This is a genomic window from Halobacillus amylolyticus, assembly GCF_022921115.1.
Taxonomy (GTDB): Bacteria; Bacillota; Bacilli; order Bacillales; family Halobacillaceae; genus Halobacillus_A; species Halobacillus_A amylolyticus.
Genome location: NZ_CP095075.1, coordinates 2,018,608 through 2,042,821 on the forward strand (window position 1 = coordinate 2,018,608; position 24,214 = coordinate 2,042,821).

A 24,214-nucleotide genomic window follows, 5' to 3' on the forward strand; every position below is an offset into this window, starting at 1 on the left:
TTTTCCCGCTCCTTTCCTATATATAAGCATATACCATATGAAATCAAAACGTCTACATGGTTCTATGAATTGCATCAGGCATTTCTTCCTTCGGAAAGCATTCCTTTCCTTTTCTAAAGTGCTGGTGGGTCGGGTGAATCACCAATTTTATATCATCAAACACACTACTTTGAAAAATAGGACGAAGTGAAGTGCGGGCAATTCTGTATGATAAATGCGAGTCGAGCAGCTGTCCTTCATTCGTGGTTAAATGTGAACACTTTTTTATAATTGGGCATATGATAGCACAGGAATATAAAACGATTATGGAGGAGAATATGTACCCTTATCCTTATTACATGAGACAGCCACCGTCCATCCTGACGTCCAAGCAAGGTGACGTAAATGGCGACGGTATCCCTGATCATGTCTATTTAATTGGACAAAAGCCTGACGGTAGCACAAGTCCATTTACCACAGAGATCACACTCGTCATTCAAGACGGAAGAACAAATGCCGCTTACAGTATTCCTTTAGAATCAAATGCAGGCTATCAACCCTCGCTTTTCTTAGGGGATTTTAACGGAGATCAAGTGGATGATATTTTAATCAGTATCAATTCCGGGGGAAGCGGCGGATTTGGTTATTATTACGTCTACTCCTTCCTTAACAACCAGGCGAAGGAACTGTTCGATTACAAGAAGTTCGATGATTCCTTTGTGTACGATGTAATCTACAGGGATTATTACAAGGTTGATGTGGTGAATCGAACTCTCAATCTCACCTACACGATCGATATCCAGAATAGAGGGAAAGACTATTTGTCGGAGATCTACCAACCTGATGGAACATTAAAGGAACCGATTGAGGGCTGGGTTTCTGGATTAAATGTACTTTATCCTATCGATTTTCAAGGGGATGGCGTATACGAATTGTTTGTGTTTCAAGAAATTTCTGGAAGATACCATGCAGATGGGCTTGGGGTAGTGCAAACTCCTCTGAGCTGGGATGGTTCGAAGTTTTCGGTTATGAATAATACTCAGTATGTAGCTATCTATGGGGCGAGCCCAGAACAGTGAGAAGGGGGAGAAAATATTTATAGAATCATGACAGAAGGGATTCATTTCATAATGCAAAAAGAGGCCTTTCCTTTTATAACATAAAATGTTCTCGCTCCGATATCATGGCATACACCCGGGGCGAGAACATTTCAAAAATTTTTATTATTGATATTTTTTAAGTTCAAGCCGACCAATGTCCCGCAAGTGAACTTGATCCGGCCCATCAACAATTCTAAGTGTCCTTGCATTTGCCCAGTGAGCAGCTAATGGAAAATCTTCTGTCACACCGGCACCTCCGAAAATTTGGATGGCCCGATCAATGACATTGAGGGAGACTCTTGGGGCTGCAATTTTGATCATAGCGATTTCCTTTCTTGCTGCCTTTACTCCATGTTCATCCATCTTTTGAGCTGCATGTAATGTAAGCAAACGAGCTTGATCGATTTCTATGCGGGATTCGGCAATCACTTCACGAATCACCCCTTTTTCAGCTAATGGTGATCCAAATGCTTCTCTTTCTTGAGCACGCTCACATAAAAGCTCAATTGACCGCTCTGCTGCCCCGATAGCGCGCATGCAGTGATGAATCCTGCCTGGTCCAAGGCGGGACTGGGCTATTTCAAATCCTTTCCCCTCTTCATAAATAAGATTGGATACAGGTACACGTACATTATTAAAGTGTATTTCTGCATGACCATGTGGTGCATGATCATATCCGAAGACAGGCAAATGTCTCTTGACTTCAACACCTGGGGTATTCATCGGTACTAAAACCATAGATTGTTGCTCGTGGCGAGGCCCTTCAGGGTCAGTTTTCCCCATAAAGATAGCAATTTCACAGCGTGGATCCATGGTGCCTGAGGACCACCATTTCTTAGCATTGATTATATATTCGTCTCCTTCACGGACGATGTGACTTTGGATGTTCGTGGCATCTGATGAGGCGACATCTGGCTCGGTCATCGTAAAGCATGAACGAATTTTCCCATCAAGTAGAGGGGGCAGCCATTTTTCTTTTTGTTCTGCCGTTCCGAATTTCATTAAAACTTCCATGTTCCCAGTGTCGGGGCATTGCAATTGAAAACCTCTGGAGCAATCAGGGAGCGCCCCATAATTTCGCATAAATGGGCATAATCATAGTTAGATAGCTGAATGCCGTATCCTTCTTCATGATTAAATAGATTCCACAATCCTGCTTCTTTGGCCTTCTCCTTTAACTCTTCCATGATAGGCGGGATGGTCCAACGGCTTTCGTTCTCGTTCAGTTGTTCTTCATACAATTTTTCATTAGGATATACGTATTCCTCCATGAAAGAAACAAGCCTCTTTTGAAGTTCTTCGTTACGATTGGAAACTGTTGTTAACATGATTCATCATCTCCATTATAAGTATAGTTGAATTAATTTTTATACATTGTTAAACAGGATATCAGGTTAAACAAACAACTGATTCCGCCTTGCTGAATCAGCCTTTTTCATTAAATTTGCGATACCTATATTCAAATCAGCGAAGCGGTCATCCTCGATGTTTCCATTTTCCCATCGATAATAGATTTGCTGTAAGATACCAGCAATCTTATAGAAAGAAAAAACTAGATAGTAGTCTATATCGGATAGATCCCTTTGGCTTTTCTCTGCATATAGTTCAAGCATTCTTTTTCGTGAAAGAAAGCCCGGCTGATCCGTAACAGCAGCAAGTCCTGTTTCTTCATCGCCAGGCTCAGTCCAATATGCCAATGTACTGCCTAAATCAGTCAAAGGATCCCCTATGGTACAGAGTTCCCAATCAAACACTCCTGTGACCTCACCCGGATTAGACAAAGAAAACATCATATTGTTCAATTTGAAATCATTATGGACAATTGTTGATTCGGATGAAGAAGGAATGTTTTCCAGTAGCCACTCCTCTATTTCAGCTACACCTTCTATCTCATGTGTCTTCGCATTGTTATAACGTTTAATCCACCCTTTTACTTGTCTCTCTAAAAACCCTTCAGGCTTGCCAAGATCCATCAACTTATTTCTTTTACTATCAATAGAATGAAGGCTTACAAGTGAATCGATGACAGCCTCTGATATTTTCTCCCTTATCCCATGAATGTTCTCATAAGATTCCGGAAGAGAATGGTCGATAACAAAACCCTCCTTTACCTCCATTAAATAGAAATGTTTGTCCATCAGCTCCGTGTCTTCACTATATAGATAAGGTTTAGGTGCGAGCGGAAAAACAGGGTTTATATTTTTTAAAAGATTAAACTCTCTTTTCATATCGTGCGCCTTTGGAGGAATCGGCCCGAATGGGGGTCTCCGTAAAACAGCTTCAAAGCTGCCAACCTTGATTTTATAAGTTAAATTGGAATAGCCCGCTGAAAATTTACTGACTTCAAAATCCCCTTTTAAGTGAGGATAACGATTTTTGAGCAAAGTTTCGACTCCATTCCAGTTGATTTCTTCTTTATCCCGCTTAGTTAATTCAGCCATTTGCTTGCTCCTTTCATATGGATTAAAAAATGTAACCGCTTTCCTAAGAGACTAGAAATACTATAGACATAATCGCTCCAGTGTACAAAAGAGTGATCGTGGCAAATCCCATCATATCCCTAATACGTAATCCAGCAATAGCCAACATCGGAATAGCCCAGAATGGTTGAATCATATTGGTCCATGCATCCCCCCATGCGACAGCTGTAACAATTTTTGCAGGGTCCACTCCCATTTCCATAGCTGTAGGCAACATAATTGGAGCTTGCACAGCCCATTGTCCCCCACCAGAAGGGATAAACATGTTCAACAAACCGGCTGATAAAAAGGAAAAGAAAGGAAGTGTCTGGTCATTAGCGACACTAGCAATATTACTGGACAGCCAAACGGCTAACCCTGAGGCACTGATCATTCCCATGATGCCGGCATAAAATGGGTATTGAAGCGCAAATTGTCCCACGCTTCCAGAGGCCGACTTAAGTCCATTCCCTAACTCCTTTACATTTCCATATAATAAAAGGGCAGCTGTCAAGAACATCATGTTGACGATATTCAAATCCAGAGAAAATCCGTTCAAGTAAAATTGGTAACTTAGATAGGTCAGTCCTAGAAGGCCTCCAGCTAGGACAACGAGACGACTATTATCCATTTTCTCATTAGGATTCATATCCTTTGTTTTAATTTGATCATGTGAAACATTCGTATTATTCAACAAAGATGGATCAATTTGCCTCCGATCCTCTGGTCGATTAGGGTGAATCATGTACATCACAAAAGGTAAAGTGAAGAATATGATCACAAATAATATAATGTTAGTAAGTGAAAACAACGTTTCAGACGTTGGGATCAAGCCTACCATATCTTGAAAGTTATGTCCCTCTGTTGCAACGAATAAAGATGGGGTAGAAGATAGACCGCCCTCCCATATAACGAATCCCGAATAACCTGAGGCGACAAGCACACGATAGTCAACTTCTGGAACCTTTGAACCGACTAAACGAGCCATAATACCTGCTACTACAAGACCCAACCCCCAACTAATCAGTGAAGCTACCAGAGCTGAAAAGGTTACGACTAATATGGCTGACTTGGGAGTCTTACATAAACCAGCAACTTTTTCAAGAAGCTTAGAAACTGGTCTAGTTAAAGCTAACGCATAACTCATTACGAACGTAGTTATGATTTGAGCAGTAAAAGCCAGTAACCCCCAAAATCCGTCACCCCAGTGGATAACCATATCAAAAGGGGAGCTTTCGGTCACAAATATACCACTTACAAAGGTAATCAATGTAAGTAAAATCGCAAACACAAATGCATCGGGCAACCATTTTTCTGCAACCTTTGCAAAAAACATAGCTAATTTTGAGATTGGATTATTGGATTTTGGCTCTTCCCAATCTGTTTTCTTCCCGATCGGTTCCATAAAGAGTCCCCCTTATTATTGTGCTGTCCATCCACCATCAACATAAAGTGTTTGCCCAGTCATATAACTAGATTCATCAGAAGCTAACAGCATTAATGGTCCTTCCAAATCCGTAAGATTCCCTACTCGCTTGACCATCGTTTGATCAATAATCTTTCTGAACCTTTTTTCATCATTTAGCCATCCTTCAGTCATAGGGGTTTTAATATAACCAGGAGCAAGAGCATTTACAGTAATCCCTTCTTCAGCAAGCTCATGTGCCCATACCTTTGTAATTTGATTAATCCCTCCCTTACTTGCTGCATAACTGGTTTGAAAACTGCTGCCTACCCCTCCAAATATGGAAGAAATATTGATGATTCGTCCTCCGTTTTGCTGCTTGATCAGCTGCTTTGTGACGGCTTGCCCGACTAGGAATACGCCTTTCAAATTCGTATCAATTACCCGTTCCCAATCATCCTCTTCTATTTCAACTAATGGCTTTCGGATATTGGTTCCCGCATTATTAACGAGGATATTCACCGCTCCAAATTGCTTAACCACCTCGTCTATCCAGGATTGAACACTTTGTTTATCACCGACATCGACTTGTGTGGACATCACTTCAATTCCTGAATTCAAAAGTTCATCTCTCGCATTTTCAAGATCATCAATCCCCGGCTGGCGATAGCAACCTTTGCCCCCATTTTCCCGAGACAATGAGCCATACCGAGCCCTATTCCTTTGCTCCCCCTGTAACCAATGCTACTTTTCCATCTAAACGAAACATATTAAATCTCCCCTTTCAATCTAGTGTGTTTAGAGCTAATCCTTACTTTTCTTCTCAAGCTGCAGCAACTGATTTTTCAGTATCTTACCACCCGGATTTCTTGGCAGCGTTTCTATGACTTCAACGTATTTTGGAACTTTGTAATCAGCTACCTGTTCTTTCATATAGGATTGAATCATTGATGCGGTAGGCTTTCTTTCTCCTTTTGGAACGATAAAGGCTTTAACTTGTTCTCCAAACATCGTATCGGGTACACCGATAATTGCCGCCTCCAACACATCAGGGTGACCATATAGAACATTTTCCACATCAGCTGAGAAAACCTTTTCCCCTCCTCGATTAATAACATCTTTTTTTCTATCCATGATATAAAGGAAGCCATCGTCGTCCATCGTAGCCATATCTCCAGATTTCCAATAATCTTCATCAAAAGAGCTCTTGACTGCTTCTTCATTTTCCCAATATTCATTGATAATCATTGGTCCTTTAATGTACAATTCTCCTACTCCTCCACGAGGAAGCTCTTCACCAAACTCGTTTACAATTTTCAACTCCCCTGTCGGCACCACTCTTCCTACCGAAGCAATTTTAGAGAATCCTTTTACTTCAGGCATAATAGCAGCCGGGGATGTTGTCTCTGTCGCCCCGTATGCATTGTGCAACCGACTTTTAGGAAGCGCTTTCATTAAATTCTCTATTGTTTCCTGTGACATAGGTGCCCCTCCGAATGCCATAATTTCAATGGAACTCAGATTTACTTTCTGGAACTTTTCATGACTCATCATCATGATATAAATTGTCGGGACATTAAATAAAAAGGTAATTCTTTCTTTTTCGATGAGCTCAAGAAAGCGGCCAGTTTGATAGCGTTTCATTAATACATTAGTACCACCGGTCAATAGCATGTAGAAAAATTGCCCTATCAAACCTGTTACATGGAATAATGGGACGGCAATCAAAGTCCGAACCGGCTCTTCTGCTCTAAGAACCTCTTTGTAATTCAAGACACTATGAATCACATTCACGTGACTGCCGACTGCCCCTTTAGGAAGCCCGGTTGTACCAGAGGTAAACATAATGTACAAAGGATCCTCTTCCTGTAAAATTGGGTATTCAGGGCTAGGAGGGGCCTGTTTCAACACGTGGTTGAATTCGTAATAACTTCCATCAATCTCAGCGTCCTTAGTAAGTAAAACCGGTTGGTTAGGATGTTCCGTTTTCCATTGTTCAATTAACTGCCCGTATCCATCCTCTGCACATATCATCACTGCTCCAGATTGATCTATCATAGTCATCAGCTCTTTTTCAGAAGAACGGATGTTCAAAGGAACCACGATGACCCCTATACATGCACAAGCCAGAAATGCCTGAATGAACTCAGGCCGGTTGCCTAACAGTAATGCGACCCTATCCCCTTTCTTCAAAGAACAGGTATCTACCAACCAACCCGCTAGCGTGTCGATTTGTTGTTGTAATTGCGCATAAGTAATTCTTTCATCTTCAAATACGATGGCTTCCCGTTCAGGAAATCTGCTGACAGTTTGCTGGAACAGTTCCCTCATTGTCGATGGACGATCATCAAATACAAAAACTTCTCGCCCGTGAATCGTTTCTCTGCTCATACATCCTCCTCCTCGAATAATATAGCTACCTTATAACTAGCAAAAACCATGCCAATTATTTAGGGCCCGGTAAATTCACAAAATTCAGTATTCTACTGGGGAGAATTGATTCTATTTTGAATCGAATTATTCGAAATTGAATCAACCAAAAAGGAGGCGTTGGGTACGCCTCCTCAATCATGAACATATTCTTGACTGGATAGATGGAACCTTTTCATCTTCTTAACTAAGGTGGATTGACTTATCCCTAACGAGTCTGCCGCTTTTCTCGTCGTTAGATGTTTTTTTAAAGCTATTTGGATCATATCCACTTCTAATCTATACACCTGTTCTTTTAAACTTTTGTTTTCAGAGGATTTACTACTATTGGAGGCCTTATCCTTATTGAGAATAGCCAATTCGGATGGTACGATTTCATCTTGGTCGCATGTGACTGCAACTCTCTCAATTACGTTCTCCAACTCTCTAATGTTCCCTGGCCATGAGTAATTTTCTAAAACGGGAAGTACTTCTGGATGGAGGGTTTTATTCATGTCATATTTCTGATTCAAGCGTTTAAGAAAATGGTTAGCCAATGAAGCAATATCTGATGTTCGTTCTCTTAGTGGAGCAATATCGATAGGAACAACATTCAGTCGATAATACAAATCTTCACGAAACTTTCCCTGTTCCACTAATTTTTCCAATCTTTGATTTGTCGCGGTTATAATTCTGATATCAAGAGGAATCTGTCGTGTCCCTCCAACTCTTTTAATCTCAAGCTCCTGTAGAACTCTTAGAAGTTTCACTTGTAGTTCAAACTGAATTTCACCTATCTCATCCAGGAAGATCGTTCCTCCGTTTGCTTCCTCAAACAATCCAGTCTTCCCATTATTGACCGCACCAGTAAAAGCCCCCTTCTCATAACCAAACAATTCTGATTCCAGTAAAGCAGCGGGGATCGCCGCACAATTTACTTTTATATAGGCTTTTCCTTTTCTCCGGCTATGATCGTGAATAAAATCTGCGAATACTTCCTTCCCCACTCCTGACTCTCCGGTTAAAATTACCGTAGAATCAACTTTCGCTACTTTCTTTGCGATCGATAAAGCTTTCCTTATTTCTTTGCTTCGCGTGATCATACCTTTTAAGTGTGGATTGATCTCTTCTTCCCCACTCCGTTGGCTGAACTCCTTCAATAGGTTATCCGTAAAAGCTCGAGAAGCATTCAACTCAGACTTCAAATAATTCAGATCACGTAAATCTCTAATATTCGTGACTACGTGAGTAATCTTTCCTTCATCATCCGTAACTGGGCTCCCTGTCGCCAGCACTTCAACACCATTTACATTTTGAACAATGGTAATTGCCCTCTTTTCCTCTAACACCCGGTACGTGACTGAATCGGAGATGATCCCCTCTTTAATGGCATCTTTCAAGTCTCTATATAAAAGCTCGCTTTTTGACACTCCGGTAATGCGTGTATATGCTTCGTTCATTGTCCAGCCAACACCTGTAGCATCCGCAACAAAAATACCATCATAACTCGACTGAATGATGGAATCCAGGAGATTTAATTGCTGGGGTAATGGGCTCTTAGAAGTACTTTCTTTTGCCTGAGCTGAGTTCAGCATATTTCCCCTCCATTATTAGAGTCATATCATAATTATTAGATACAGCTCTTAATATGTCAAAGTTTTCTGTCTATTACTAAAACAAAACGAATGTACCCATGGAAATGAAAATAATATTTGGTGCCCCCCCCAACTGCGGATAAAAAGATAAACCCCAAGTATTTCCACCTCAGGTCATCCATTAAATGGATGATACGCCCATTTTTACTTGCTATATACACATGTGTCCCGTAGATGAATATCTTGATAGGGAATGTTTTTTTAAAAATAGTACACAGAATACAGGGAGGGGTTGGAAACAATGCATCATGGTATGAACGCAAATATGAATGCAAATTCTATGGGGAATATGAACGTTGACCCGAAACATATGGAACATATGTTTCATCTTTGCAAACAGCATATGAATAAAAAAGTGCATATACAAACCGTTTTTGGAGATTCTTTCAAGGGTTTCATCGATCATGTGGATGGTGAGAACGTTCATTTATCGTTAGCCAACCAACATCATGAAAATAATTCAAGACAATGGGGATATGGTTATGGCCCAGGCTACGGATACGGTGGATATGGTTTCCCAGGTTATGGCTATGGGGGATATGGAGGATTCGGTGGTGGTGTTGGAAGGCTTATTCTTCCTTTGACAGCGATTGCTGCGTTATCGGTACTGTAACAAAGAGATTTCCTGAAAAGTTGATGTAGTAAATTGAGAACAGCTCCAAGTGGGGCTGTTTCTTATGCCTTGATTAATACCATATTTATTCAAATAAAATGGATTACTAAATGTACCGATTGGTCAAGAAGCACAGATTAAATCATTCTGTACAATGAATATCAAAATCAAAGTTCAATTTAAATTCTAATCAAGAGATCCATGATCCATGACTAGAAAGAGCCTGATTGATGAGTCAGGCTCTTTCTAGGAGGTTATATACGATTTCCAGAAGGATCCATAGGGCGTTTAGAACCTAGTTCCTCACTAGTTTCCATTCGATAGGATCTTAAAAACAGACAATGTTAATCAACTTACTTTTCTTGGTCAACAATGGATTGATAAATATCATCCAGTGACCACACTCTGCCTTTTTCATCATTATAAACAACATGTTCCCGCTTAAAATGAACGGGCGAGTCTAAACCTGCTGCTGCAGCAATCCGAAATAATCCCTTCCGCATCGTAATGACATAATTCGCTGTTCGCCATTTCTTTTCACCAATAACGAGTCCTTTTTGTAATTCAGGATCAGTTGTGGCTACCCCGACTGGACAAGCATTCGATGAGCATTGGAGAGCCTGGATACAGCCTACCGTAATCATGAATCCTCGTGCTATATTAACCAGAGCAGCTCCCATTGCCAGAGCAATAGCGATTCGATCCGGCGAGACCAGCTTGCCTGAAGCTATGATTTTAACTTGATCACGAACACCGTATTTTTTAAGGTATTATCCACTGGCAACGCAGACCTAATTGGTAAACCAACACTGTCAGCCAACTCTTGGTAGGAAGCACCTGTCCCGCCTTCCCCGCCATCGACGGTAATAAAGTCGGGGCTCTTTCCCGTATCCTTAATATATTTTGCCAATTCTTCAGCTTCATAATTAATGCCAATAACCACTTTCATTCCAACTGGTTTCCCTGAATGTACACGGACGCGTTCGATAAAATCAAATAATGAAGGAAAATCGCTGAATTCACGAAAACGATTCGGACTATCGATCGATTTAAATGGTTCTACCATACGAATTCTTGCAATTTCTTCTGTTACCTTTTCGGCATCAATGTGGCCGCCACGTGTTTTCGCACCTTGGCCTAATTTAACCTCAAATGCTTTCAATTCAGGAATTTCGCTTTTTTCCTTTAAGGCTTCCCAGCTAAAATTACCCTCTTTGTCCCTGACCCCAAACAAACCTGGGCCGATTTGCATGATAATATCAACACCACCCTTTAAATGGTAATCAGAAAGCCGCCTTCTCCAGTATTCATCCAATTTCCTTTCGCAAACCCAAGGCCCTCTGAAAGTGCTGTAATTGCACGGTCGCCCAGGGACCCATAACTCATTGCCGACATACCAATTTGGCCTCTTACGATAAAAGGATCTTTTGCCTTCTCCCCTATCACTATGGCGTCTTCATCCTCAAGCAAATAAACGGGGGATTCATCCTGCTCTAACTTTTCCTTTTTCTGTGTAAATAAAGGCTCTTTTATCAGTAGGTAGCGGTCTATAGTTACTTTCGTTTCTCGGTCCATCTTTAATTCTTCCGTCAACTTTGGAAACATTGAATTCCTAACATAATAACCCTCTTTTTCAAAATCTCTCTGTGACCCATAGCCAAAGACATCACGTTTATATTTTGACTTATTCTTAATATGTTCGTAATCATTTCGGGAAAAAGGTTTCCCTTCTCGATCATTATTAAATAGATACGAACGCATCTCTGGACCAATTTGTTGTAAAAAGTATCTGGCCCTTCCGACTATTGGATAATTACGTAGAATTGGATGCATTTTTTGCGTACGATCAACTGAATATAAATATAATCCAGTTGCAATGAGTATTAGCAAAATGAGAGCACCCGTTACAAAGCCGATGATTGTCATGATATTAGCTACATTCACGATCGATTCCTCCTTAATGTAATCACCCTTAGGATTTCCAAAAGAGTAAGAGGTACCCTCTGCTTTAATTTAAAAACTTGATTTCCTAAGTATTCCATTAAAAATCGACACTACTTTACGTTCTGTAACATATGTTGTAAGGAGTTTTACAAATCATTACTGGAGGTAGAATAATCAGTGTACAGATACTACTGTCAACCTTACCTCAGAACTAATCCATACCCTCAAGTAAATACCGACAATTTCCAACAATCCTTACAGGCTTATCACAAATTGTTCGAGCACGGAAAAATAGTGATTAATCGCCTTATGGCGTCCCCAGAAATGAGACAACAGCTTATGCAAGCTGCCCAAAGAGATGACCAAGAGACAGTCGATCGTGTCATTAAATCAACCGGGATACCTGGAGTTATTGAAACATCTTACACACCAAGCTCAGTAACCTTTACACTTTACGCAGATGCTGACAGCTTTCAAAATTGTTGTACACTAACTATGAATTTAGTTTGGGGATTATTTTAAAAAGCAGTCCGTCGAGTACGAACTGCTTTTTACGTAGCTATCAAAAATGTGACGCATTAATTGCGATAATTATCCCTTTTCCAAAGCACCTATTATTTAACTTAAGGACAAGCCGATAAATTTCTAATTTAATATTGAAGGCGATTAACATATCAAAAAGAAATACATTATCTTCCATTAAGATTAAAACCCATGCTTTTCGGGGAGCCTTTTACTATCAAAACAATAAGAATAGAGGTCATTTAAAAATGAATAATACCAATCGATACCTATCGAGGAGTTTGGTCACAGAGCCCTTTCACGACAAGACTATGCTACAAGAAATATGGGGAGAAAACTGGGGAGCCTCAACTGATATAGGTCGTATAAAAAAAGTACTGATGCATCGGCCCGGCAAAGAAATTCTAAAGCTACATAGTAATGCTCAGCAAATTGAATCCGGAACAGTTTTAGACAGGAATATTAAAGGGACGACTCCGGAGGATTACCAAAATACTGACTTGCCTAACTTAGATTTACTTCAGACTCAGCATGATCAGTTAGCACACGTATTAAGCAATGAAGGGATAGATATTGTCTACCTTAAGGGACAATCAGAGGATTGGCCAGAGAGAATCTTCACAAGAGACTTGGGTATGGTGATTCCTGGTGGTGTAATCCTTTCTCGCCTGGCCCTGTACATCCGACATGGAGAAACATTATTCGCATCTCAAACGTTCAGCCAAGCGGGTCTACCAATGTTAGGCTGCATTCAGGGTGACGGGTTTGCAGAGGGCGGCAGCTTCTCCATGTTAGATGAATCAACAGCCATTATTGGGCGGTCAGAGCGTGTCAACCCAAGCGGCATTGAACAGATCAGGCACATTCTATCCATTCAAAATATTGAACTCATTACTGTCGATTTACCATCGACCATCATTCATCTTGATGAGGCTTTTCTTCTACTGGATCGTCGCAAAGCTCTTATAAATAAGGCTCTTTTACCATTTTGGTTCCTAGATGAGCTGCATAAAAGAAACATTGAACTATTACATGTAGAACCTAAGGATCCGCCTCTATCGATTAACGTTCTACCAATAGCACCTGGTAAAGTTGTATGCCCTAGTTCAGGATTACAAACAAGGAAGCTGCTTGAGTCAAATGGGATAATTGTAATACCTGTAGATATCTCTGAGTTTTACAAGTTAGGCGGCGGGATTCATTGCTTAACCTTACCATTGATACGGGAACCACTGTCTTAAACTCTGCTAATTAAACACCCTGTTTTATTTTTATAGGAATAAACATCTTTCACTTTAAAAATAGGAATCGAATATGCTTTCATTCAGGAGGGAAAACAGTGCATGAGTTAGATTTACACCATATCTTTTCACTTATTCTCATCTTAGTTATGATGGCAGCGGGAATTACCGCTATTGCTAAATTATTTAAACAGCCCTACCCGATTGCACTTGTTATTATTGGTGCAATCATCGGTCTGATAGACATTCCTGTGCTTGCGCCTTTAAAGGATTTTATCACTGAAGGAGAAGTATTTAACTTCGCCATCATCACATTGTTCTTGCCTGCTTTATTAGGGGAAGCCGCATTAAAGCTTCCCTTTTCACACTTAACCGAAAATAAAAAGCCGATTATTGCACTCGCCTTTGGTGGTACCTTTTTATCTTTTATCGTGATTGGCTTTTCTTCCATGTGGCTTTTACAGTTCTCGCTTCCAGCTGCCTTTGTTTTTGCAGCCATCATGAGCGCTACGGATCCCGTAAGTGTTTTATCCATTTTTAAAAATGTCGGCGTGAACAACAGGCTCGCAACTGTTATTGAAGGAGAAAGTTTATTTAATGATGGATTAGCTGTCGTTCTTTTTAATATATCGGCCTTTTCCTTACTCGCTTATACAGAACTTGGGGTCGTTGGCGTCGGGAATGGTGTATGGGAATTTATTAAGGTAGTAGCACTAGGTCTGATCATTGGTGGGGCCCTGGGGTACGTTGTATCGCGGGTAACTCAGTACTTTGATGATTACCCTCTGGAAATTATTTTTAGCATCATTCTTTTTTATGGTGCATTTCTACTGGCTGAAACCGTGCATGCCTCAGGGGTCATTGCTGTTGTAGTTGCAGCACTTATCTTGGGGAATTATGGTGCAAAAATTGGTATGACACCTGCGACAAAGTTAAATATCAGCAACTTTTGGGATGTCGTTACATTACTTGCCAATTCCCTTGTATTCTTAATGGTTGGTCTTGAAATTACCCGAATTGATGTCACGGACAAATGGGGTTATATATTTTTAGCCATTCTGATCGTTCTTATCGCAAGAAGTGTTGCGGTGTACTCAAGCTTATTATTCATCAAGGATTTCCCTGACTCATGGAAGCACATTTTAAATTGGGGTGGGTTAAAAGGATCATTATCGATTGCCCTTGTTCTCAGTCTACCCCGAGATTTTACAGGCCGTGAAGATATTTTAATTTTAGCTTTCAGCGTAGTCTTGTTTTCATTAGTCGGCCAAGGTCTTTCCATCAAACCAGTTATCACCTGGTTAGGTGTCAATAGAGAAGAAAAAGGCTTTGTAGAGTATGAGGAACTTATAGCACGTGTTTACCGATTTAAAAATGCCATTTCAGAAATAACTAAAGTAAGGAAAAATTTGTTCATAACCGAAACGGTCACCAAAGAAATTGTAGATCAGTACGAACAGGAACTTGCTCAACTACACAAAGAAATTGATCAGCTTTTTGAAAAGCATCCTGACCTTAAAGAAAAACAGCAAATCACATTACGGAAGCATGCTTTATATGCCCAGCATGAGGCGATTGAAAGGTTATTAAAAGAAGATATCATATCTAATGAAGTGGCTGAAAAGGAATTAAATGAGATCACAAATAAACTTGTGGAAATCGAGGATGATGACTAATTTGCAGGACGCGTTTTCGTGATTTCATACCTAAAGAGGTTATGGATGTTACGTTGCCTTAAAAGAGAACCCCCTTTCTCACCTAGTAGAGAAAGGGGGATTACACTATATGATTTGGAATGGCGACAGTTCATAGCTACTGAGCCTGTTGTTCAGCACGCATTACTTTGTCTCTCCTCACTACATACCCTGAAATAATGCTAACCGTTATCATGAGTACAAAACCAACAATAGAGCTGAAGAATAACGCTTGAAAAACATGGCTTACAATCCCAGTACCAGTTAGGAACATGAAGCAGCCTGATCCAAATAAGACGGATGTAATAGCTCCGATCTTATTGGCTGATTTCCAAAAGTAACCTAAACTGATAGGAGCAATAATGCCACTTATAATTGCCGATATTCCAAACTGTGTAAGTAATGCTAACGATTCGGGACGATCAATTGACATATAAAGAGATAACAATCCAATAACGATCAGGGACATTTTCGAAACTCGCAATACTTTCCGATCCAGTTGTTTTTCGGAGAGATTTTTATTTTTATAAAGCAATGGAACCACTAACACTTTGTATAAATCGTTGCCAATGCTAGACGTAATACCCAGGTACAAGCTATCTGTAGTTGATAGTATAGCGGAAATGATCCCAGTAACCATTAGCGCTACAATAATAGTAGGAAATGCTTCCATTATATAGGCAGGTATAGCACCATCCGCTGAAACGAGTCCCGGGGTGAGCACGCGTGCAGCTAGTCCGGCAAATACTGAAAAAACGGACAACAGAAATAGGGTTATGCCAGACGATAATGTAAAGGTGCGCAACTCTTCTTCTTTCTCAATCGTTAGCACTTTATTCATCAAATGTGGAAGCAATACAAAAGAAAATAGCAGCCACTGAATACTTAAAATAGCAAAGCCGCTATAAAATGGTCCACCGTCAGAGGTTGGTGCAACTAAACTTTTATCAATTTGACTAAGCTCTGTATGCAAATGACCTAAAACGTTCCACCCACCACCAATTGTCCATAATAAGGAAACGAATAAAAGGACAGATACCACTGACATGATAATGCCCTGAATTCCGTCACTAATGATCTGGGCAAAGGCTCCTCCTAAGCTTACATATAAAATAGTAATTCCTACACCAATTCCAATCCCCCAAATATAGGGAATACCTACAACTGTTTCAAACATTGTAGCTAGCCCGACATTCTGACCTACAATGTAATAAATATTGAACAAGATCAGTAGCGCAACGATTACTTGTAATGTTTTACTCTGGTATCGATCCCCTAGCCACTGTGGCAGTGTAAGACTGCCACCATTCCTTTGACCTTGTCTCCAAAATTTCTTTGTGAACAATAGTAAACCAATCCATGTAACACCAAAGCACCCTAGTGCCCACCATAAAGTGGATACACCATAGGTATAGGCCCATCCAGGTACCCCTAAGAATAGGTTGGCACTTGCAAAGGAAGCTCCAAAACTGACCCCGACAATCCAAGGTTTTACTTTTCCTTTAGCGATTGAGAAACCTTTCATCGACCGACTGTGGACGGCGCCTTTTTTTCCTAGCCAAGTAGTGAGTACAAAATATCCAACTAACAATATACTAATGATCCACAACAACGAATTCGATTCTTCACCCAATGTTTACTTTCCCCTTTCGTTTGGGATAGACTTTATTCCAGATGCTTAATCCCAAAATCCAACAGACTGCTATACTTATCCAGTAAATAGTAAACATATTTACACTCCTTTTACCTGTTGATAAAGGTTCTTATAAGCAAAGCCTGGGTGACTCTCCTTCAAATGGTTCTGTCCTTTACCATATAATTTCTCTCGGTACGTTCCTTCTTCATAATCTGTTTGCACAAGACCACGCTCCTGCAAGATCGGAATCACAAGTTCAACGAAATCTTCAAAACTTCCCGGGGCCAATGTGTAGGCTAAATTGAATCCATCTACTCCAGTCTCTTCCACCCAATACTCTAATTGATCAGCGATTTGTTCAGGTGATCCGACAGCCACCGGGCCTCTCCCTCCGATTCCGACAAAAGTGGCCAGTTCCCGAACCGTCCATTTATGATTCGGATCTGCTTTAGTAAACACTTCCACTGCTGATTGGATCGCATTACTTTCGATATACTCAAGCGTCTGGTCTGGATCATATCCAGAAAAATCAATTCCCGTCCATCCACTTAGAAGTGCCAAAGCTCCTTCATAGCTTACATAACTTTTGATTTCTTCATACTTTTTCTGTGCTTCCTCCTCCGTTTTCCCGACAATTGGTGTGAATACAGTATAAACAATCACATCTTCTGGATTACGCCCATGATTTTTTGTCCTTTCACGTAAGTCTGCCACACCTTTCTTCACGATGTTCGCTGTGGGTCCTGCAGTAAAAACACACTCGGCATGCTTGGCAGCGAATTCTCGTCCACGAGGAGAAGCACCCGCTTGATATAGTACGGGGGTGCGCTGTGGTGAAGGCTCACACAGATGCGCACCAGGCACCTTAAAAAATTCCCCCTCATGATTAATGTCATGAACCTTTGAAGGGTCCGTGTATACCTTTCGTTCTTTATCACGCACTACCGCGTCATCTTCCCAGCTGCCTTCCCACAATTTATAAGTAACATCTAAAAACTCATCCGCAATGTCATATCGCTTGTCATGTGGAATTTGCCCCTCTAGACCAAAGTTTTTCGCTGCACTCTCTAAATAAGAGGAAACAATATTCCAAGCAATTCTGCCTTTTGTAAGATGATCAAGTGTCGAAAATCTTCTCGCCAGCATATAAGGCTGTTCGTATGTCAGAGAATACGTTAAGCCAAACCCTAAATGCTCTGTCGCATTAGCCATAGCAGAAATTAATAGCAAAGGATCATTAGCAGGCGCTTGAACAGCTTGCTCAACAGCTGCATTTTTACTGCCATTGTGAACATCATAGAATCCCAGTACATCAGCCAAGAATATTCCGTCAAACTTTCCCTTTTCTAATAATCTAGCTAGTTCCACCCAGTAATCCAGATCACGATATCTTTCAGACTGATCTTCCGGATGGCTCCAAAGCCCCGGAGATTGGTGTCCCACCGTATTCATGTCAAAAGCATTTAAATAGATTCGTTTTCCCATTGTTATTCCTCCTAAGATCTGATTACAATAAAAAATCCCTTCACTCTAAGAAGAGAGAAGGGACAATATATGTATATAGGGCCTGAATCTCTCTTCTCATCTTCGGAATGTTGCTGCATTCCTCTGAATTTAGCACCGGGTTTATCATACAAACTGGTTGCCGAGGCTTCGTAGGGTCAGTCCCTCCACCTCTCTTGATAAGAAGAAATTTTTCGATTATTTAGTTTACAATAATTTATCATGGAAATGGTTTTCTTGTCAATAACTAATTAACCATAGTGGATTAATAAGGATTTGGATTTGGATTTGGATTTAGATTTTGACTTCGCCACCCATTTTATAGATAGTTTGAAAAAAACATGTGCCTCCTTCGAGTTTATTTAAGTTCTTCAGAAAATATGCAGCATTGTTGACCATATACTAAAATCGTTAATGATAGATAAACACAAAGTATGAGATAATCAATTAATGAACCTACTTTTGACAATGGGGTGAAGACATGGAAAAAATATTTTATGGCACAGATGAAAGTCAATATGGTGAATTGCGGCTTCCTGAAAATGGAGGTCCTTACCCCGTGGCTATAGTTATTCACGGCGGCTTTTGGAAAGAATCGTTCGGACTTGATCTTATGACAGACGCGGCTGAAGATTTGACTGCCCATGGGCTCGCCACCTGGAATATTGAATATCGTCGGGTAGGACAAGCAGGCGGCGCCTGGCCAGGAACGCTGACAGATGCAGCTAAGGCGTGTGATTATCTTGCCTCCCTTGCCGAAACATACCCGTTAGATTTGAATCAGGTAATTACAATCGGCCACTCTGCTGGAGGGCATTTGGCGTTATGGCTTGCTGCGCGTCATCACCTTCCTAAGGATGGTGAACTCAATATAACTAGCAGCCCTCTCCCTATTTCCGGTGCTATTAGTTTAGCAGGGGTTAATGATTTAGAGATGATGTATGGTGTCCACCACTTCAGGGACCAAACCTTTTCCATGGAGCCTAATAATCCTACAGCCGATTTGCTTCAAAGTACTCCTGAAGATCATCCAGAACGTTACCAACAGGCATCCCCTATAGAACTGCTCCCTTTAGGAGTACCACAAGTGTTGGTTCATGGGGCGCTCGATGTAAACGTCCCTATTGGTATTAGTAACCACTACCATCGTCAAGCACAGGAATTTGGCGATCTTGTAAAATTAGTTGAATTACCGGAAGCCGAGCATTTTATGTTAACAGATACCTATACACAGGCATGGACGGAGATTCGTGAAGAAGTCAAAACACTTCTACTAAATATAGGAAGGTGATCTAGATGGGGAAATGTAATATCGATCATTCAATTGGAGATGTCGTGAACAAACTTGAGAGTCAGAAAGAATTTTTACCGAATCATTTAGCTGACGGGACACGTGTTTTTTTGCAAAGAGAACTTCCCCAGGAAACACTAAATGATCTATTCCATCTTTTAAAAAAGTATGACCTTTCGTCTGAAAGTGAACAAAAGGAAAGAAATGAAGCGATCGAAAAAATGATAGCTAGTTAACTAGGGACTGAAGGGGCCTTGTTCCTCTGCTGTTAAGCGAAGGGAGAGGTCCCTCATTTTACTGCGGCCTCCATATTAGCACCCGGCCCAAATAGTTCTCTTCCATTGAACCAAATCGCGGACGTCAAAACCTCCTTAATCAGTAATTGCACATAATCTTGGATAATTGCACGAAATTTTGATTAATTGCACATAATTCCGATTAATTGCACGAAATAGCCTTTTTTTGCACATTTGACCCATCTTTATTTGAACCTCAATCTTACGTTATTATGACGGAGGCTTAGATACCGGACTCTGATCATAAATAATTTGGTAACATTTGTTTATTTCTTCTCGTAGACTAACTGAAGCCCCTTCATCTAATGAGGTCAAACTTCAACAGATTATCCAATTTTTCTTCTATCTTGCACGAAAATTTCAGCCAATCAAGCTGTACCATAACCCGGTGCTATAATCGCGAGATCAATATCAGAGTCTTCCTGATGATCTCCATAAGCTCTTGAACCGAACAAAACGATCTTTTCTATTACTAGAAACTTTTCTGCAATAGTAATGATTTGTTTCGCTAGTTTTATAGGAATCAATCTATACATCAGGCTGGTTGGCTAAAAGATGAACAGGCATGGCTGCAAATGCTGAAAGACCGTAACGAGATTCCCCATACGTACAATGAGGAAGTGGCAAATAGTATATTGGCGAACATTAACGACTAAAAGCACTCTTTAAAGTTTCTTTGGGAGTTCTTGTTTCAATACCTTCAGCCACAGTAACCTCCGGAGTGTTTTCCAGTATATAGTAATTTTAAACCGATGGGGAGTTCCATCAACAATGAGACTATTACTTTGATCTTTAGATAAGGCTTTTTCTAATCTTGTAAGAGCCTGTTCAAGATTCACCATACTTTGGTTAATTCTTCGTTCTAGGTTCTCCATCGATTTATCCTCCTCTTTCAGGGATTGGCTGATGAATGATCATTTTATTTATTATAAGGGACTGATCTGGAAATACCAGATCAGTCCGCGAAATCAAGCAACTATTTTACAAGTTTTCAATGAATAATCGAATGACATCTGCCCCACCAATAACTGTTCCTAATGTACTTCCCAAGTTTGCTAAAACAACCACTAACAGGATACGGGTTACTTTATTACTCCAAAATCCTTTCACACTGTAAACATCTTCCGTAATTTTTTCAAAATCACCTACATTTGGCCGGACAAAATAGGCTTGGACAAAACCCGCAAACCAACCTGAAGCAGTGATCGGATCTAAGGAGGTCAACGGTGCTGCTACAAAGGCAGTAAGAATCGCGAGCGGGTGCCCCAAAGCGATTGCCGTTCCAATAGCTGATAACGTCCCATTCCATAACACCCAACTGATGGTTTGTTGGAGTCCAGCAGACGGATCTGCATTAAAGGTGTAAGCAATAATAGCGATTAACAGAATTGGTATCGTCCAGGCGATGATTTTAGGTGCCCTGGACTTAGGCGGAAGCTTAGTCAATTGCGCTAAATCATGTTCTTTCTTTATTTCTTCTTTAATACCTGGAACGTGTGCAGCCCCCAGTACAGCCACAACCTTTTTTCCAGGCGCCTCCTTGATTTTTTGAGCTAAATATTGATCACGTTCATCAATGAGAGGCCTCTTTAGCTTTGGAAAGGACTCCGTAAATTCATTCAAAACTGAATTGATCGTATCCTGCTTCTTCATTTTTTCTAGTTCCTCTTCGGAAATACTCTCCTTGCTGAAGATACTAGCGATCACCTGGGTTAGAAGAACAGCCTTGCCCTTCAGCCCAAGTCCACGCCAAATTCGAGAAAAAGTGATTTGAATATTCCGGTCAGCTAAAACAAGTTCAGCCCCCGCTTCCTTAGCTGATTCAATCCCCTGAATCATTTCCTGACCTGGCTTAATGCCAAATTGCTTGGCCATACGATTCTGAAAGGAAGAAATGGCAAGGTTCATTAACAGTAAGGTAGACTTCTTTTCTTTAATCACCTTAAATATGTCCATATCTCTCCAGCGATTTCCATCCACGATCGATTGATAGCGCTGTTCGTCGAGCTCTACGCAAACAGAATCCGGCTGTTCTGCTTCGATGACTTCTTTTACTTGCTCCGCGCTGTGTTTCGAGACGTGAGCAGTACCGATAAGTATGAGTTCTTTATCATCTAATTGTATTCTTGTGATATTATCTTCTGACATCAATTATCTTCCTTTTTATAACTGTCTTCACTCTAAAAACCTATGATAATCTTTTCCATTATACAATATTAAATAAAAATATAAAAATAAGATTCGTACACACTGAGTACAGAGAAAAGATGAAAAAAAGGTTAGAATTAAGAAACAAAATCAACCAGGCAATCAGTTATAACTACTCAGAACAAAAGGCAGTAATACAGCATTTCTTTCACAGTAATAAACCTATACCACTTGGGCTATTTTTGAGGTAATAAATATGGGTGAATTCGGTTTTTTCTTACAATGTCTAAATCCAAAACACAAGGATTGAAATTGCAAAGGATTTAAATGTACATACTACCTCTCATAATCAAAAAGGAAGAATTATAGAGGATATAATTTTTCTTATTAAAGATCTTCGAAATGCAGTTGCTCATAATTCTGTGGTTTTTGATTGCCGTTTCAAAAAAGCTAATCCACAAGCAAGATTGAAGGATTATATACATAGTGAAACTGGGATATCTAATATCACCTTTGAACAAATTGTAGATTAATTTATCATTGTAATTTTCTTACTAAAAAAATTAGGTGTATCAAAAAACCGGGGACCAATATCTCCTAAACGAACGCCCCGTAATGATGTGAAGCATATGTTAAAATAAAAGAATCATAGACCAAAGGATCATACCAGACCAGCTTAGGAGTGAACGATCGATGAATAAAAAAGACATAGCCGGCATCCGCAAACAACTAAAAGTGGACAACGACTTATTAAAGATTACTGACATTTTTAACGTATATATCATGAAAGAAACGACGGACATTTACCATCACCAGAGTCAGCCGTTTGAAATGCTCGATCGAGATCAGCAGGAGCTTTTTATGAATAATTTTAAAAAGTTACTGACAGGGCAGTTGGATGAAAAATTATTCGAATTAAAATTCAAGCGCGATGCTGAAAATCACAGTCAGCTCACTTTACATAAAGGGCTGCTAAGCAACGAAGTCGAGGACTGGAAGGAACAAATGCTGAAGATGACAGAAAAAATGATCAACGGCCATCCGTATGAAAAGGATGTCGTCATCACCTTCATCCGCGCCGAATACATGAAACCAATGAAACGCAGTAATGAAGAAGCTGAGGAAAGTGGGCGGGACGCCGTTTATTCGAATCCCTTTATTCTTTGCAGCGCCAACCAAACACAAGAGCCTAAAAAAGAAATAAAATTCGACTATGTCGAGAAAGAGTTCAAGTACAAGATTGAGGTCGACCCGGTCATTGATCTCAAGAACCCGATGACAGGATTTCTATTTCCCGGCATCACTGATGGTACTTCCGATGTGAACCACATTCTCTATGCTGCAGGCAAAGCCAATGAGCCTGACTATCGCTTTATTGAAGACGTTTTAAACGGAGAAGAGATTATGACAGCGAAGGAAGACAAAGCGGTGTTTGAGGAAGTAATCAAGGATGTCGTAGGAGACCAGGTCAACCCCTCCACCCTCGCTTCTGTCTATGGAGAAATCAACCGTACCATTGAAGAAAATGAAGAGGATACAGCACCAAAGCTCGACTATAAGGACGTGGAGCGTGTGTTAAACCAGAGTGGTGAAAAAGTCGATAGCGAAAAAGTTAAAACCGCTTTCCAAAGAGTCACCGACGACGAAACATACGAGCTTAAAGCAAGCAACATCGTCCCCAAATACAAATCAAAATCGATCAAAATCAACACGAAAATAGCCAACATCGCAATCAGCCCCCAGGACCTGCAATACGTGAGGCAAGTCAACTATAAGGGCAAACGTTGTATTATGATTGAGGTGGAAGAGGATGCGGAGGTTGACGGGTTTAAGATGCTTCCGGAAGCTTTTGGAGAGTGAAGGAATGTTTTCTAGAGGGGGCTAAACTGACTAATTCGGGGTTAGTCCCTCCACACAAAAAGTGTCCTCTTTTTTCATAAGAATCGGCATTCCATACGAAGCAGTTTTTAAAGCAGACAGCCGGCCACTTCGGAGACACTACCGCAGATTATTACCTTCAACACCTTCCCCGAGAGCGCTACCACATTATTCAGGACCTGCGTCTATTTGATGGCATCCAGCATTTTCAGATCGACGCCCCCATCCTCTGCTCCGAATTCATCCTCATCCTTGAAGTGAAAACATCAAAGCAAAACTCATATTCGACTTCGAACACAGTCAACTTTTCCGTGAACTGAATGGCAAAAAGGATATTTTCCATGATCCTTTTTTACAAGTTGGACACCAGACCATCCAACTCTCACGTTGGTTGGATCAATTTAACTTTCCTTCCGTTCCTATTGACTCTTTCGCAGTTGT

The 24,214-nt window shown here is 40.5% G+C and carries 19 protein-coding genes, 3 pseudogenes and 1 riboswitch; of the genes and pseudogenes, 10 read left to right on the forward strand and 12 right to left on the reverse strand.

The window, feature by feature from the left end; all coding sequences use genetic code 11:
* Positions 1–305 precede the first annotated feature (305 nt).
* Positions 306–1,058 (forward strand): FG-GAP-like repeat-containing protein, encoded by a 753-nt coding sequence (locus MUO15_RS10430; RefSeq protein ID WP_245035687.1) that lies wholly within the window; start codon positions 306–308, stop codon positions 1,056–1,058.
* Between the two features lie 144 nt (positions 1,059–1,202).
* On the opposite strand, the pseudogene MUO15_RS10435 reads toward MUO15_RS10430, so the two are convergent.
* From MUO15_RS10435 to MUO15_RS10460, 6 genes and pseudogenes are all read right to left on the reverse strand, one after another.
* A pseudogene (locus MUO15_RS10435) lies at positions 1,203–2,407 on the reverse strand (acyl-CoA dehydrogenase family protein).
* Positions 2,408–2,473: 66 nt separating this feature from the next.
* Complete coding sequence (locus MUO15_RS10440) at positions 2,474–3,520, reverse strand: phosphotransferase family protein (protein WP_245035689.1); 1,047 nt, start codon at positions 3,518–3,520, stop codon at positions 2,474–2,476.
* Between the two features lie 43 nt (positions 3,521–3,563).
* On the reverse strand, positions 3,564–4,943 hold the full coding sequence (locus tag MUO15_RS10445) for a short-chain fatty acid transporter (protein ID WP_245035691.1): 1,380 nt from the start codon (positions 4,941–4,943) through the stop codon (positions 3,564–3,566).
* A 15-nt stretch (positions 4,944–4,958) separates the two neighbouring features.
* A complete protein-coding gene (locus MUO15_RS10450; RefSeq protein ID WP_245035693.1) occupies positions 4,959–5,564 on the reverse strand; it encodes an SDR family NAD(P)-dependent oxidoreductase in 606 nt (201 codons plus the stop codon).
* A gap of 183 nt (positions 5,565–5,747) precedes the next feature.
* A complete protein-coding gene (locus tag MUO15_RS10455; protein WP_245035695.1) occupies positions 5,748–7,334 on the reverse strand; it encodes a class I adenylate-forming enzyme family protein in 1,587 nt (528 codons plus the stop codon).
* A 173-nt stretch (positions 7,335–7,507) separates the two neighbouring features.
* Entirely contained in the window at positions 7,508–8,947 is a 1,440-nt protein-coding gene (locus MUO15_RS10460) for a sigma-54 interaction domain-containing protein (RefSeq protein ID WP_245035697.1), read from the reverse strand.
* Positions 8,948–9,248: 301 nt separating this feature from the next.
* Here MUO15_RS10460 and MUO15_RS10465 point away from each other — a divergent pair, with 301 nt between their 5' ends.
* Positions 9,249–9,620: a hypothetical protein gene (locus MUO15_RS10465; protein WP_245035699.1), complete on the forward strand. Its 372-nt coding sequence runs from the start codon at positions 9,249–9,251 to the stop codon at positions 9,618–9,620.
* Positions 9,621–9,973: 353 nt separating this feature from the next.
* Here MUO15_RS10465 and MUO15_RS10470 read toward each other — a convergent pair.
* A pseudogene (locus tag MUO15_RS10470) lies at positions 9,974–11,564 on the reverse strand (FMN-binding glutamate synthase family protein).
* Positions 11,565–11,741: 177 nt separating this feature from the next.
* Here MUO15_RS10470 and MUO15_RS10475 point away from each other — a divergent pair.
* From MUO15_RS10475 to MUO15_RS10485, 3 genes are all read left to right on the forward strand, one after another.
* Positions 11,742–12,086 carry a YuzC family spore coat inner layer protein gene (locus MUO15_RS10475; RefSeq protein WP_245035701.1) on the forward strand — a complete coding sequence of 115 codons (345 nt, stop codon included), beginning with the start codon at positions 11,742–11,744 and terminating at the stop codon, positions 12,084–12,086.
* A 281-nt stretch (positions 12,087–12,367) separates the two neighbouring features.
* Positions 12,368–13,327 (forward strand): dimethylarginine dimethylaminohydrolase family protein, encoded by a 960-nt coding sequence (locus tag MUO15_RS10480; RefSeq protein ID WP_245035703.1) that lies wholly within the window; start codon positions 12,368–12,370, stop codon positions 13,325–13,327.
* Between the two features lie 98 nt (positions 13,328–13,425).
* Positions 13,426–15,003 (forward strand): Na+/H+ antiporter, encoded by a 1,578-nt coding sequence (locus MUO15_RS10485; RefSeq protein WP_245035704.1) that lies wholly within the window; start codon positions 13,426–13,428, stop codon positions 15,001–15,003.
* Positions 15,004–15,139: 136 nt separating this feature from the next.
* On the opposite strand, the gene MUO15_RS10490 is transcribed toward MUO15_RS10485, so the two are convergent.
* Both MUO15_RS10490 and MUO15_RS10495 read right to left on the reverse strand, forming a co-directional pair.
* On the reverse strand, positions 15,140–16,654 hold the full coding sequence (locus MUO15_RS10490) for a sodium:solute symporter family protein (RefSeq protein ID WP_245035706.1): 1,515 nt from the start codon (positions 16,652–16,654) through the stop codon (positions 15,140–15,142).
* A gap of 99 nt (positions 16,655–16,753) precedes the next feature.
* On the reverse strand, positions 16,754–18,142 hold the full coding sequence (locus tag MUO15_RS10495) for an LLM class flavin-dependent oxidoreductase (protein ID WP_245035707.1): 1,389 nt from the start codon (positions 18,140–18,142) through the stop codon (positions 16,754–16,756).
* A 93-nt stretch (positions 18,143–18,235) separates the two neighbouring features.
* A riboswitch (SAM riboswitch) is annotated at positions 18,236–18,346 on the reverse strand.
* Positions 18,347–18,641: 295 nt separating this feature from the next.
* Between MUO15_RS10495 and MUO15_RS10500 the strand changes: the two genes are divergently transcribed.
* Complete coding sequence (locus MUO15_RS10500) at positions 18,642–19,451, forward strand: alpha/beta hydrolase family protein (RefSeq protein WP_245035709.1); 810 nt, start codon at positions 18,642–18,644, stop codon at positions 19,449–19,451.
* A gap of 5 nt (positions 19,452–19,456) precedes the next feature.
* The gene (locus tag MUO15_RS10505; protein WP_245035711.1) at positions 19,457–19,687 is read left to right on the forward strand and encodes a group-specific protein; all 231 of its coding nucleotides are present in this window, start codon (positions 19,457–19,459) and stop codon (positions 19,685–19,687) included.
* Between the two features lie 428 nt (positions 19,688–20,115).
* On the opposite strand, the gene MUO15_RS10510 is transcribed toward MUO15_RS10505, so the two are convergent.
* Positions 20,116–20,274 (reverse strand): nucleotidyltransferase domain-containing protein, encoded by a 159-nt coding sequence (locus MUO15_RS10510; protein WP_245035712.1) that lies wholly within the window; start codon positions 20,272–20,274, stop codon positions 20,116–20,118.
* Positions 20,275–20,277: 3 nt separating this feature from the next.
* Here MUO15_RS10510 and MUO15_RS21650 point away from each other — a divergent pair, with 3 nt between their 5' ends.
* Positions 20,278–20,403, forward strand: coding sequence for a nucleotidyltransferase substrate binding protein (locus tag MUO15_RS21650; protein WP_256464189.1), 126 nt, complete (start codon positions 20,278–20,280; stop codon positions 20,401–20,403).
* 9 nt (positions 20,404–20,412) lie between these two features.
* Here MUO15_RS21650 and MUO15_RS10520 read toward each other — a convergent pair whose 3' ends face one another.
* Together MUO15_RS10520 and MUO15_RS10525 are read right to left on the reverse strand one after the other, a co-directional pair.
* Positions 20,413–20,622 carry a hypothetical protein gene (locus MUO15_RS10520; protein ID WP_245035714.1) on the reverse strand — a complete coding sequence of 70 codons (210 nt, stop codon included), beginning with the start codon at positions 20,620–20,622 and terminating at the stop codon, positions 20,413–20,415.
* A gap of 106 nt (positions 20,623–20,728) precedes the next feature.
* Positions 20,729–21,895, reverse strand: coding sequence for a TraB/GumN family protein (locus MUO15_RS10525; protein ID WP_245035716.1), 1,167 nt, complete (start codon positions 21,893–21,895; stop codon positions 20,729–20,731).
* A 693-nt stretch (positions 21,896–22,588) separates the two neighbouring features.
* Here MUO15_RS10525 and MUO15_RS10530 point away from each other — a divergent pair.
* Positions 22,589–23,755: a DUF4317 domain-containing protein gene (locus tag MUO15_RS10530; protein WP_245035718.1), complete on the forward strand. Its 1,167-nt coding sequence runs from the start codon at positions 22,589–22,591 to the stop codon at positions 23,753–23,755.
* Positions 23,756–23,889: 134 nt separating this feature from the next.
* Positions 23,890–24,093: pseudogene (locus MUO15_RS22180) on the forward strand (nuclease-related domain-containing protein); the annotation flags it as partial.
* Between the last annotated feature and the right edge of the window lie 121 nt (positions 24,094–24,214).